14 protein-coding genes and 1 pseudogene are annotated in these 12,568 nt (G+C 36.9%); 8 read left to right on the top strand and 7 right to left on the bottom strand.

The annotated features are described in order from the left end of the window. Nucleotides 1–65: 65 nt before the first annotated feature. Nucleotides 66–1,274 carry an NAD(P)/FAD-dependent oxidoreductase gene (locus tag M014_RS0125550; RefSeq protein WP_026594222.1) on the bottom strand — a complete coding sequence of 403 codons (1,209 nt, stop codon included), beginning with the start codon at nucleotides 1,272–1,274 and terminating at the stop codon, nucleotides 66–68. A 475-nt stretch (nucleotides 1,275–1,749) separates the two neighbouring features. On the opposite strand from M014_RS0125550, the gene M014_RS0125545 reads away from it, so the two are divergent. From M014_RS0125545 to M014_RS0125530, 4 genes and pseudogenes are all read left to right on the top strand, one after another. Continuing rightward, nucleotides 1,750–2,739 carry an NAD(P)/FAD-dependent oxidoreductase gene (locus M014_RS0125545; protein ID WP_026594221.1) on the top strand — a complete coding sequence of 330 codons (990 nt, stop codon included), beginning with the start codon at nucleotides 1,750–1,752 and terminating at the stop codon, nucleotides 2,737–2,739. A gap of 79 nt (nucleotides 2,740–2,818) precedes the next feature. Next, nucleotides 2,819–3,168, top strand: a pseudogene (locus M014_RS27500) (GyrI-like domain-containing protein); the annotation flags it as partial. A 178-nt stretch (nucleotides 3,169–3,346) separates the two neighbouring features. Beyond that, a complete protein-coding gene (locus tag M014_RS0125535) occupies nucleotides 3,347–3,664 on the top strand; it encodes a DUF4870 domain-containing protein (RefSeq protein ID WP_026594220.1) in 318 nt (105 codons plus the stop codon). A gap of 229 nt (nucleotides 3,665–3,893) precedes the next feature. Then, nucleotides 3,894–5,141 (top strand): MFS transporter, encoded by a 1,248-nt coding sequence (locus M014_RS0125530; protein ID WP_026594219.1) that lies wholly within the window; start codon nucleotides 3,894–3,896, stop codon nucleotides 5,139–5,141. Nucleotides 5,142–5,158: 17 nt separating this feature from the next. On the opposite strand, the gene M014_RS0125525 is transcribed toward M014_RS0125530, so the two are convergent. Next, on the bottom strand, nucleotides 5,159–6,040 hold the full coding sequence (locus M014_RS0125525) for a helix-turn-helix domain-containing protein (protein ID WP_026594218.1): 882 nt from the start codon (nucleotides 6,038–6,040) through the stop codon (nucleotides 5,159–5,161). Nucleotides 6,041–6,124: 84 nt separating this feature from the next. Here M014_RS0125525 and M014_RS0125520 point away from each other — a divergent pair, with 84 nt between their 5' ends. Beyond that, nucleotides 6,125–6,577, top strand: a complete 453-nt coding sequence (locus M014_RS0125520; protein ID WP_026594217.1) for a DUF523 domain-containing protein — start codon at nucleotides 6,125–6,127, stop codon at nucleotides 6,575–6,577. Nucleotides 6,578–6,609: 32 nt separating this feature from the next. Here the strand turns inward: M014_RS0125520 and M014_RS0125515 are convergent, their stop codons facing one another. The 5 genes from M014_RS0125515 to M014_RS0125495 all read right to left on the bottom strand — a co-directional run bounded on the left by M014_RS0125515 (nucleotide 6,610) and on the right by M014_RS0125495 (nucleotide 9,498). After that, nucleotides 6,610–6,963: a YxeA family protein gene (locus M014_RS0125515; RefSeq protein WP_026594216.1), complete on the bottom strand. Its 354-nt coding sequence runs from the start codon at nucleotides 6,961–6,963 to the stop codon at nucleotides 6,610–6,612. A gap of 194 nt (nucleotides 6,964–7,157) precedes the next feature. Next, complete coding sequence (locus M014_RS28985; RefSeq protein WP_081811129.1) at nucleotides 7,158–7,313, bottom strand: FbpB family small basic protein; 156 nt, start codon at nucleotides 7,311–7,313, stop codon at nucleotides 7,158–7,160. A gap of 231 nt (nucleotides 7,314–7,544) precedes the next feature. Continuing rightward, a complete protein-coding gene (locus tag M014_RS0125505; RefSeq protein WP_026594215.1) occupies nucleotides 7,545–7,898 on the bottom strand; it encodes a HesB/IscA family protein in 354 nt (117 codons plus the stop codon). A 41-nt stretch (nucleotides 7,899–7,939) separates the two neighbouring features. Beyond that, entirely contained in the window at nucleotides 7,940–8,806 is an 867-nt protein-coding gene (dapF, locus tag M014_RS0125500) for a diaminopimelate epimerase (RefSeq protein ID WP_026594214.1), read from the bottom strand. Nucleotides 8,807–9,258: 452 nt separating this feature from the next. Then, entirely contained in the window at nucleotides 9,259–9,498 is a 240-nt protein-coding gene (locus tag M014_RS0125495) for a YuzB family protein (RefSeq protein WP_026594213.1), read from the bottom strand. Nucleotides 9,499–9,947: 449 nt separating this feature from the next. On the opposite strand from M014_RS0125495, the gene M014_RS0125490 reads away from it, so the two are divergent. The 3 genes from M014_RS0125490 (at nucleotide 9,948) to M014_RS0125480 (ending at nucleotide 12,562) form a co-directional block, all read left to right on the top strand. Further along, nucleotides 9,948–11,018 (top strand): NAD(P)/FAD-dependent oxidoreductase, encoded by a 1,071-nt coding sequence (locus tag M014_RS0125490; RefSeq protein ID WP_026594212.1) that lies wholly within the window; start codon nucleotides 9,948–9,950, stop codon nucleotides 11,016–11,018. A gap of 112 nt (nucleotides 11,019–11,130) precedes the next feature. Further along, entirely contained in the window at nucleotides 11,131–11,790 is a 660-nt protein-coding gene (locus tag M014_RS0125485) for an ABC transporter ATP-binding protein (RefSeq protein WP_026594211.1), read from the top strand. Next, the gene (locus M014_RS0125480) at nucleotides 11,774–12,562 is read left to right on the top strand and encodes an ABC transporter permease (RefSeq protein WP_026594210.1); all 789 of its coding nucleotides are present in this window, start codon (nucleotides 11,774–11,776) and stop codon (nucleotides 12,560–12,562) included. The genes M014_RS0125485 and M014_RS0125480 overlap by 17 nt, the downstream gene beginning before the upstream one ends. Nucleotides 12,563–12,568 lie beyond the last annotated feature (6 nt).

Raw genomic sequence — 12,568 nt, 5'->3', positions numbered from 1 at the left:
AAAAGCTTACATAACACAAAGAGCAGAAGCGACTCATAGCCGCTTCTGCTCTTTTCTACTATATATTAAAAGAACTTTAGTTTACCTTTTTTCAGAACTAATAAAGGTCCACCAAGTAAGAATAAGTAACGGTTATCGATTACTTTCTTCATGAAGGAAGCTTTCCATCCCGTTAACTTTTTTCCCATCACAACGCCCATTGCATCGTCATGTCCTAATGAACATACAGATCCTTTGTTATCGAAAACGAATTTCTTCATTTCGCCTTTATCACGAACTAGCACAGCTAAGTTGTGTGCAATGTTGTAACCTTGTTGAATTGCAATTTGTGCTGTCGGTGGATATGGACGGTTAATCTCTTCATTGATGATTAACGCTGCGTCACCAACCATGAATACATCTTCATGACCTGGAGCATGCATATACTCATCAACTTTTACACGTCCACGCATTGCTTCAAAGCCAGACTCTTCCACAATACCGTTACCGCGAACACCGGCAGCCCAAACAACAGTTTCAGATTTAAGTAACTCAGCATCATCACCGTTTGCAACTAGAATACCTTCTTCAGTTGCTTCTTTAATTGCTGTACCGATTCGGAATTCTACACCTTTTTTCTCTAATTGTTTTACCGCATACTCAACTAATTCTGGATCGAAACCAGGAAGCGCTGTTGGAGCAGCTTCTACACAGATAATACGTGCTTTTTCACGTGGAACATCATATTCTTTGCAAAGTTCAGGAATACGATTTGCAAGCTCACCTACATACTCGATACCTGTAAATCCTGCACCACCAACCACAATTGTTACTAGCTCATCACGTTTTTCTGTCGCATATTGAGAGAACTTGTATTCCATATGCTCACGAATTTGACGAGTCGCATTAATGTTAGTAATAGAGAATGCATGCTCTTTCAAACCTTTAATACCGAATGTTTCAGATTCAAAACCAAGGCCGATTACTAAGTAATCATATGTTAACTCACCATTTTTTAAGATAATGCGCTTTTCAGCAGCCTTAATTTCTACAACTGTATCTTGCACAAAGTTTACTTTGTTTGTATCAATAACGTCTTCAATATCGAGACGGATTTTATCATGGTGTAATGTACCAGCTGCACTTTCATGTAACCAAGTTGCTTGGTAGTGATAGCTGTTGTTGTTTACTAACGTAATTTCAGCTTCACTTACAGATAATGTTTTTTGCAGACGAACAGTCGTAATCATCCCGCCATAACCTGCACCTAAAACTACGATTTTTGGAGTTTTCACCGAATCACAACCCTTTTCTTTATATAATAAGTAATCAAAATCAAAAATAAAATCAAAGTGCTAAACACTCAATTTGTCAAGAATGTGGAATTCCTCACATTCTCAAGCATAACAAAACGTATTCAAAAAATCGTACGAAATTTGTCATAAAAAATTAACATAATACTTTCCTATATTAGTCGGTTTTATTTCATAATTCAAGCGCCTAGAGAATTATCAATATTTTAAAATAACATAGCGTTTTCAAGGGTTTTTTAACCTTTTTTTCATCTATTTTCCTACTCGGTATATTTTATACATTTTCATCCTATCTATGCAGAAGCTTACATATAATTCAGTCATTTCTTGCAGTATTCTAAACTGAAATATGTTATCATTTTTATTGTAAATTGCAATATTGTTTGCAGGATTTCCGTATACATATGAACAATATATGGAATCAATATCTAAATTCCATCTATAGGGGGAATAAATAGTGACAGAAAATCAAAAAGTTTACGACATAACGATTATCGGTGGAGGTCCAACAGGATTATTCACAGCGTTTTATGGCGGCATGAGACAGGCAAGTGTAAAAATTATTGAAAGCTTACCGCAACTTGGAGGACAATTATCCGCACTATACCCTGAAAAATATATTTATGACGTAGCCGGATTCCCAAAAGTACGTGCGCAAGAACTTGTTGATAATTTAAAAGAACAAATGAAAAAGTTTGAGCCGACTATTTGCTTAGAAGAAGCAGTTGATACACTTGAAAAACAAGCCGATGGCGTATTTAAGCTTGTAACAAATAAAGCAACACACTATTCTAAATCTGTCATTATTACAGCTGGTAACGGAGCTTTCCAACCACGCCGTTTAGAATTAGAAGGAGTAGAAAAATTCGAGAAAAAAAACCTTCACTACTTCGTTGATGATATGAAAAAATTCACTGGGAAACGCGTCGTTGTATTTGGCGGCGGCGACTCTGCTGTAGACTGGACAATGATGTTAGAACCAATCGCTGAACAAGTAACAATCGTTCATCGTCGTGATAAATTCCGTGCTCATGAGCACAGCGTAGAAAGCTTAATGAACTCTCGAGCAGACGTAAAAACACCTTACGTTCCAATTGAACTAATTGGTGAAGACAAAATTGAACAAGTTGTTCTGCAACATGTGAAAACAGAAGAAAAGGTTGTTATTGACGTTGATGATGTCATCGTAAACTATGGTTTCGTTTCTTCTCTTGGTCCAATTAAAAACTGGGGCTTAGACATTCAAAAGAACAGCATCGTTGTAAACTCTAAAATGGAAACAAACATCTCTGGTATTTACGCAGCTGGTGACATCTGTACATATGAAGGAAAAGTAAAACTAATTGCATGTGGCTTTGGTGAAGCACCAACAGCGGTAAACAATGCCAAAGCTTACTTCGATCCAAATGCAAAACTGCAACCAATGCATAGTTCTAGTATGTTTTAATATATAAAGTGAAGCGGACTCCTTTCATACAGAAGGAGTCTTTTTGAATAAATTAACTCCTAGCCAACCTTCACAAGTAACACTAGCAGTGTATTCAAATTATGAGTCCGATGAAACCGGAGCATATAGATACACAATTGGCATGCCAGTTTCTTCATTGGAAAATATCCCGAAAAATATGACACCTCTTGCAATCCCTGCTTGTACATATGCGTTATTTACAACTCGAAAAGGTCCAATATCAAAAGTTATCGCAGAAGCATGGCAAGATATTTGGAACTGGTCAAAAGAAAACAACCGCGCTTTCACGATAGACTTTGAACGATACGGTGAACATCTATTGATCCAAATGATGCCCAAATTGATATTTATATTGCACTAGCTAAATTCATCGATTTACACTCTTTCCACAAAAAATGCAGCGAATAATCGCTACGTTTTTTGCATGATTACACTACACTTTTATTATATCGGCGCCCTTATATACCCTATCTCATCAAATCTTACAAAACTGTCATGTTTTTGTAAGATAAAACGATAGTGCCTCACTCCATTTGCCTGCATACTAAACGTATAATAACAAACACTAGCTTATGAGGTGACCTACATGAACGGAAACAAATTATTATCCGCCTTTTCCTACTGGAGTATTTTCTTTGCACCGCTTCTTTTCCCAATCATCGTTTGGATTTTCGGTGACAGCGAGACGAAAGCTCATGCAAAAAAAGCTTTATGGACACATATTATTCCAAGTATTGCAGCCTTTATATCGATGATTGTATTAGGAATTATGGGACTTGGTTCCAATGAGCCCGATGTAACACTTGGTATCGGTGCTATTATCACTGTATGTATTTGCGGTATCATTAGCCTGTACTTCTTTATCTGGAATATCATAAAAGGAATCCAAGTTATGAAATCCTAACAAGAAAAACCATCAACTACTCCAAGGGAAGAGAACGTCTGATGGTTTTTTTATTTTCTACCGGAATCACATTCGCTTCTTCTTATCTTGCCTTAAAAAATCCACTGGGCAAATGTGCAATTATTGTCTACAATGAAAAAGTGCAGTATAGAAATATTAAAAACTGTATAAAACGATTGTTAATAGGATTTTATATCCATTCAAAATGGTTACATAGAAAGGAAGCAATATGGAGGAACTACAACAAAACAAACCTGCTCCAGCAGAAAGTGGAACACCTTTATTAAAAAATACAAACTTCCTATTCCTCTGGGCAGCTACTCTATTTTCAAGTTTTGCCTTAGCCTTTTTTACATTTTCTCAAACGTGGTACATAGCAAAAACATTAAATCTTGAGGCCTCACTAGGCGTTGTCTTTGTTGCGCTTAGCGTACCAAGGCTCGTCTTTATGATTGTTGGGGGAGCTGTCGCAGATAAATTCCCGAAAAAAAATATTATGTTTTACTCAAATATCGTTCGTGCACTTCTTGTCGCAACGATTTTAACTTGGTTTATCGTTGGTCATGTGACCTTATATACATTTGCTTTGTTTGCTTTGTTGTTCGGATTAGCTGATGCCTTCTTTTGGTCAGCAGACGGTTCCATTCTCCCTGAACTTGTAGAAAAACATCGCTTAACACAGGCGAATTCACTTACACAAATGACGAACCAAGCATCAGTAATTTTAGGACCTGTACTTGGTGGGATTCTCATTAAGTTTAGTAATTATGAGACCATCTTTTCCATTACCATTCTGCTCCTCATTATTGCTGCTATACTCGTCCAAAAAATACAATTTACAGTACAAGAAAAAACAGATAAAGATAAAGGTATGTTTACATCTATTAAAGAAGGAATTTTATACGTAAAGGAATCGCCTTTTCTTTCAACATTTCTCATCTGTAGTGCCTTTTTAAATCTATTTTTAATCGGTCCAATGCAAGTTGGTTTCCCGCTATTTGTCAAAAACGTTCTTCATGGTGACTCGCTTCAATTTAGTTATTTAGAAGCTGCTGTTGGAGCAGGCATGGCAATCGGTGCCGTCATTGTTGGTCTTAAGAACATTAATCGTAGACGCGGCTTATTTTGTATCATTATGATGCTGTTATCTGGCGTTTTCTTCCTATCTATTAACTTCAGTACAGCACTTTGGCAAGCACTACTCGCAGGCGCCTTCTACGGTATTACAATTGCCATGGCCATCGTTCCATTAATGGCGATGATTCAATCTACCGTCAAAGAAGAAATGATGGGCCGTGTCATGAGCTTAATGATGCTTTCATCCATGGGCTTCATCCCGCTTTCCTATGCATTCACATCACTCGCACTTGCTGCTGGTATTCCGATTGTGACGATTATGAAAAGCGGCGCTATCGCAGTTATTATCTTCGTATTATTTGTTGCGATTCGCGTTCCTGTTGTACGAAAATTTGATTGATTAAGAGGAGTCATGTATTACACGCATGACTCTTTTTTGAATGGATCAAATAACGTCACCTTCGTGTTCCTTCTTATAGCCGCCCCCCATTCTAACTCAATATCTAAAAATAGATCTCGCATCGTACTATACAAAAGAGCCTTAACATCTTTCCGAATTTCCCCTAACTTATACGCTCTGACAACACTTTTCACACGCCAGATAAGCTTTTCCTGAATATCTTCATCAACAAGCAGCTGTTCCAAAAATACACCTTGCTCTAATAATCCGCTCTTTTTATAAGCCAGTTCTACTTTACTCCAAAGCACATTAATTGTTTGTGGATTCCGTGACATTGGTACAATCGCATGTACAAACTTAGCCGGAATATCATGACGACAATATGTCTCATCAAGCTCATACGTTGTTTTTTTCTTTTGTACTTCTTTAGAAGAGTTTTTAAAAAGAATCGTTTCCCTTTCTTCTCGCACCTCTTCCTTCTTACACCCATCTACATTTTCCACATTTTCACATGCGGTCATTTTCATACGGCCATCCATGCGGTCAATGGCAGCTTTACGAAACACATACAAATTTGCACTATATCCCCCGCGCTTATGTCTCTCTTTCGTAGGGATCCTTTCAATAATCCCGAGTTCTTCTAATTTCGCAACAGAGCGACGCACCGTACGAATACTTTTTCCTATTTTAGTCGCAATTGTTTCCATTAACGGACAAGCGACTCCGACTGTTTTTTGTTTTTCATTAATTGCATATCTCCCTAACAAACGAATTACTAAAAAATCTGTTTTATTTATATCAGCTTGATAACGTACGAAAATTTGCTGCTGATATACATTGAATTCTTCTTTACTTTGAAATTCGCTATATGTTTTCATTAAGTTATAGAAAGTTCCCATTTTCATCACCCCATATATACATAGGTCCCATGAAGCAAAATGGGCGTTTTCAAAAAATTTTCTTAATGAACTGAGGTAGAAACCATGATTGTAATTAGTGCCTGTTTAGCTGGTATTGCTTGTCGTTACGACGGAAATGACAATCTAATCTCAAAAATAGAAGAGCTATTGCAGAAAGAAGAAACCGTTCTTGTCTGTCCAGAAGTATTAGGTGGATTACCAACGCCACGCCCCTCAGCAGAAATTATTGGTGGCAATGGTGATGATGTACTAGACGGCAAAGCAAAGGTGATAGATAAAGAGGGGAACGATGTAACAGAAGCCTTTGTCCAAGGCGCTTATAAAGCATTAAAAGAAATAAAAGATCTACATCCCGAATACATCATTTTAAAAGAACGTAGTCCGTCTTGCGGAAGCTCCACCATTTATACGGGCGAATTTAATGGAAACAAACAAGAGGGTTACGGTGTAACAACTGCATTGCTTCGAAGACATGGCTTTACAGTCATTTCAGAAGAAGATTTTGAAAATAAGTAAAGGAGCTGGCCCATACCCCAACTCCTTCTTCATTATTTCACACCTAATTTTTCTTTCACTTTTGCAGGCAGCTCGTCTTTTTTCACTTCTTCCCAAGCTGTCACACCTTTTTTATCGGAGTAGTATACATGTAGAAACGCTTCTTTGCGAAGATTTTTTTGCGCATTAAATTCCATTGTTTTTTCTTTACCCTCTTCATCAAATCCCGCTAATTTATATTGGTAATTTGTATATGGTGTACCATTATCAGATTTTCCCTTGTATTCTTTTCCATCAGCCGTAATTTGAACATAATACGTATCTTTTCCCATACGGTTTAAATCACAACCAACTAACAAGCTAGCAAATACAACTAAAATACTAAAAAGTGCAATATATCTTTTCACGTCTTTCACCTCATGTGTTTTTTATTATACTGCTATCATAATCCCTTTTCATTTAAGGAGAAATTCAAAAACGTGACATGAGCATTACACTTTTGTAAGATTACACACTAAAAAAACAAAAAAGAAGATAACCAACTACTGTACCTAGTCGATTATCTTCTTTTTTGTATATCAACGACGTTTTCGTATCTTAATTAGGAAGCCGATTTATTAATTGTATAACGTTGTTCAATACGTTGTTCAATTTTTTCCATCTCTTGTTTATCATTTAATATCTTTTGTTTATTTTCTTTTACCAATTCTTTAAACGATCTATGAAGTAATTTACAACGTTTGTTCGCCATAATCATTTCTCCTTATTGTCTGTGTAATCACAGATATAAAATAAAATTTTTCGATTACCATAAATTTTTTGTCTTTATTTGTCGAAAAATTATTCTTAATTCAAGAATACTATAACTTCCGAGTTTTTAAACCTATTTGTTTGAACATTATGTGAATTTAATGAAAACAATTATTTCACAACTAGTTTGTAAAATAATAAAAAATAACCTTCTCACTCATTTGTGAGAAGGTTATGATTAACACTCTTCTGGCTTACCAGCATTCGAAGCTGTACGGAAAGATGATCCACATCCACACGATGCGATTGCGTTCGGGTTATCGATTGTAAATCCACCGCCAAGCATCGATTGCTTATAGTCAATTTTTACTCCTTTAACAATCGGAGCACTTTCTTTATCAATAACAAATTCAACACCATAAAACTCAAGAACTGTGTCATCTTCATTTGGTTCTCTTTCAAATCCTAAGCCGTAAGAAAGACCACTACATCCACCGCCATGTACAGCAAGGCGAACGTATTTCTCTCCTTCTTCAGCATCTTTTAACATATCTTTAATTTGAAATGCCGCTTGTTCTGTTACATCAATCATGAAATCCACCTTCCTTTCATCTCTCGTTCTATTATACATCTTTACGCTTCTATCTTGTACTCATACACTCCGCGGCAAATTACTTCCGCTGGACCTTTCATCAAAACGTTCCCTTCTTCTGTCCAGGCAATCATTAAATCTCCGCCCGCTAAATGAACCGTAATTTCTTCACCACGCTTCATTTTTTCATTCAATACTGCTGCCACAACTGCTGCACATGCCCCTGTGCCACACGCCTGCGTCACACCTGATCCACGTTCCCAAACGCGGAAATTCATTTCATTTTCATTTACAACTTCAATGAATTCAACATTCACTCGTTCCGGGAACATCTCATGCGTCTCAAGTACTGGACCTAATGTTGTAAGTGGTGCTTCTTCCACATCATCAACGAAAATAACCGCATGCGGATTCCCCATCGAAACAGCAGTAAACGCATAGCGATGATTATTGTATAGGAAATCTTCACGAATAAAAGGCATTTCTCCCTCTCCAAGCATCGGTAACTCTGCACGAGTTAAACGAGGTGCTCCCATATCAATTTTAGCTAAGGTAACGATACCGTCTTCTACTGTCACTTCAGCCGTTACGATTCCGGCCAATGTTTCTATTGTAAAAACATTCTCCTCTACTAGTTTATGCTCATACGCATATTTCGCTACGCAGCGCAGTCCATTCCCGCAGCTTTTTCCTTCTGAGCCATCATTATTAAACATGCGCATTTTCACTTGTGCTACTTCTGATGGACAAATTAAAATCATTCCATCCGCACCAATTCCAGTGTTGATATTTGATACTTTTTCCGCTACAAGAGATAGTGCCTCTTCTGGAATTTGTTCTTCAAACATATTTACATATATATAACTATTCCCAAGACCATGCATTTTTGTAAAAGAAAATTGGTTCATCCTCATTCACTCCAAAAAAAATTTGTTGTTCTAAGTATAAAATGCATGCTTTTGGAACACAATAAGAACGTCCCCCGTTTCTCATATTTGACAACATTTTGATGGCCTTTATATAAGAGCCGTTCTTACACACATTGTGTAAGAAAAAAGCCCTTCTCGGAAAGGGCCTTTTTTTATTCATACAAACGTCCTTGCAATTGCAGCACTTAATATCCAGCTCAGCTGCAATGACCTCTTCTGTCCATGGTACACCAATGACAAAAGCAAGCAATGAAAACATGTAATCTAATATAAATTGCAGTGACACATCTGGAAAACCGAAAAGACCAGCGAGTACCTAAATAATATTTATTCTGTCACCTCTAAAGCTCAAATTCTTTGTTAGCATTTCCTCTAAAAGAATTTTCACTCTGATGAAACAAATAAAATAGACGTTGCTCAAGTGCAACGCCTTAAAACATTGGGTTTTCATCTAAATAATCATATACATTTTTCACAAGCTCTTCTACCGTTGTCCCTTGTACAACTTCACCATTCACCAGTGCAAAAGGACCTTCAAAACAAATACCACAATACCCCAGACAACCATATTCCATGACATCTAAATTCGGATCTTTTTCTAATTTTTCTAACGCTGCTTGTGATCCACTCGCAAGGTTACCTACACAAAACTCGATTAATGGCTTAATCAAAACTATCCCCCCTGTACCTCAAAAAAATAAATCTATACTAAGAAAACTAAGCTGTTTCTTGTTGTTTCCATTACACCTACTACAATATTTCGTTGCTTCACTACTTCATTTCAAATCGAAAGATCTTCTCTATATCAATTCACTTGGATTTCCCAACATATAAATCACTGCTATGAAATCAGAAAAAGATCTCCACTCATTTCCCTCTTCTGGTTTCACCCGAAGGAAATGGCAGCTTCTATCGTTTTTTCTAACCTATCTGTTGTTTTTCCAACATACAAATCAAAACAGTTTGTCCACTTTTCTTCTTATTGTACAACAGAGTACACATTCATGCATTGTTATTTGTTCACAAATTCGATATAATTTGAGTGAGTAAAGTCAAAATATTTTTTCAATATATAATTGTATGATTAGGGGATATTTCAACAGAAAAGGGGTAATCCATCATGAAACACCTCGTATTACTGGGCGGTGGCTACGGTGGCATGAGAATTCTGCAACGGCTTCTTCCAAGCAATCAACTTCCAGATGATGTCCAAGTGACATTAATCGACAAAGTACCATACCACTGTTTTAAAACAGAATATTACGCATTAGTAGCGGGTACAATTTCAGAAACGCATATTCGCATTCCATTTCCTGAACACCCGCGTCTCAACATTCAATACGGCACTGTAACGAATGTTGACCTTGAAAACAAAGCCGTTCATCTTGATGGAGGCGAAGTTGTCGAATATGATGACTTAATTATTGGTCTTGGCTGCGAAGACAAATATCATAACGTACCAGGTGCGAAAGAATATACACATAGCCTTCAATCAATTGAACAAACTCGTAAAACGTACGAACAATTAAATGGTTTGGAACCGAATGCAACTGTCGCTGTTGTCGGTGCTGGTTTAAGCGGCGTTGAAGTTGCAAGTGAACTTCGGGAAAGTCGTTCTGATTTAAAGATCTACTTATTTGATAGAAAGGATCGCATTTTATTCCCATTCCCAGAAAAATTAAGTAGATACGTAGAAGAGTGGTTCGTAAAGCATAATGTTACGATTATACGAAACTCTGACATTACGAAAGTAGAACCAAATGTTGTGTACAACCATGATGAACCGCTTAAATGCGATGCAATCGTATGGACAGCAGGTATTCAAGCAAACAAAGTTGTTCGAAACCTTCCAGTCGAGCAAGATAGTAGCGGACGGGTTGTATTAACAAAATATCATAATATTCCGAACAATGAGCATGTTTATGTTGTAGGAGATTGCGCTTCTCTTCCACATGCACCATCTGCACAACTTGCTGAAGGCCAAGGTGAACAAATTGTCCAAATATTATTAAAACGTTGGAACAATGAGCCACTTCCTGATGAACTACCTGTTATTAAATTAAAAGGCGTTCTCGGCTCTCTCGGTAAGAAACATGGATTTGGATTATTGGCAAATCAACCATTAATGGGCAGAGTGCCTAGACTTTTAAAGTCCGGTATTCTATGGATGTACAAACATCATAATGGCTAAACAGAAAAACAAGAGCGGGTCGCTCTTGTTTTTTCTATTTTTCTCCTTTTTTGATACGATATGAATATATAAAAACAAATTGAATTTATATAGAATCAGAAAGGAGAAAATTATGTTTTTATTAAAAGACGTAACATATAAAGACATCTTACATATTCCTTACTTAGAGATCCACAAAGAAAAAACCACCTGCATCATCGTTGAAAGTGGCAGCGGAAAAAGTACGTTACTTCGCCTGCTCAATGATCTACAATCACCAACAACTGGCGAAATTAAATATAACGATACCCCCATTTCGTCTTATCCGCCTATTCAATTACGTCGTGAAGTCGTTATGCTAGGACAAACTCCTCCAATATTTGACGGAACAGTAAAAGATAATTTGTTAATAGGGCTTCGCTTTTCGGAGAAATCTTTACCACCTGATGAAGCACTACAAGAAGCTCTCGCAATTGTAAGCTTAGAAAAAGAGTTAACAGATATCGCTTCCTCATTATCCGGTGGTGAAAAACAAAGACTCTCCTTAGCTCGTGTTTTACTTATGGATCCGCCCGTTTATTTATTAGATGAGCCAACATCTGCATTAGATGCTGATACAGAAAAACGCGTCATGAAAAATTTCACTACATTTGCGAAACAAAAAAAGAAAACTGTTATCTTTATTACCCACTCACAACTACTTCCAGAAGAAATAGCAGACGACATTATTGAAATTAATAAAACAAAAGGTGCTATTAGAAGGGAAGTGCACGCATTTGAAGGGCGTTATTGAATTACAACTTTGGCAACTTGCTGCAGCATATATTTTCATTATCATTTTAATCGGCCTTGTAAAATTAAAAGGAATACCACGTGAAAAACAAATTACGATCGCTACATTCCGTATGACCATTCAACTTGTGCTTGTTGCATACGTACTTACATACATATTTGAAAATAGTAATCCATTTTATACAATTGCTATTATTACTTCTATTACTACATTTGCTATTTTTAACATTTATAAGCGAGTTAATATCCCTATGTCAAAAGAGTTAAAACGTGTGGCCGCACTCTCAATGATTGCAGGATCAATCGGGCCACTTTTATTATTTATCTTTGTCATTATTGGACACGACCCTTGGTATGCTCCGCAATATATCGTTCCAATCGCTGGAATGCTCATTGGTAATGCCATGACCGGTGTGTCACTCGGTGCAAATACATTCTTAAAAACTATGAAATCACAACGTGAGCAAATTGAAGGTGCACTGATGCTGGGAGCAACCCCAAAACAAGCAGCTACCCCACTTATAAGCGATGCTTTCGACTCAGCTATTTTGCCAACGATTAATTCTATGGTCGGAATGGGAATCATTAGTCTCCCAGGTATGATGACAGGACAAATTTTATCAGGAATTTCACCGTTTACCGCCATTCAATATCAAATTGTGATTATACTTGGTATTTCCGGAAGTACAGCTTTTTCTGTCATTATCTTTTTACAACTTGGGTATAAAACATTTTTTAATAGGCGGTGTCAGTTAAAAAAGATGGAATCTTAGAGGCGA

The organism is Bacillus sp. UNC437CL72CviS29, from assembly GCF_000482345.1.
GTDB classification, from domain to species: domain Bacteria; phylum Bacillota; class Bacilli; order Bacillales; family Bacillaceae_G; genus Bacillus_A; species Bacillus_A arachidis.
The sequence above is the reverse complement of the archived record's forward strand: the minus strand, read 5'-3'. Positions and strand labels throughout refer to the sequence as shown.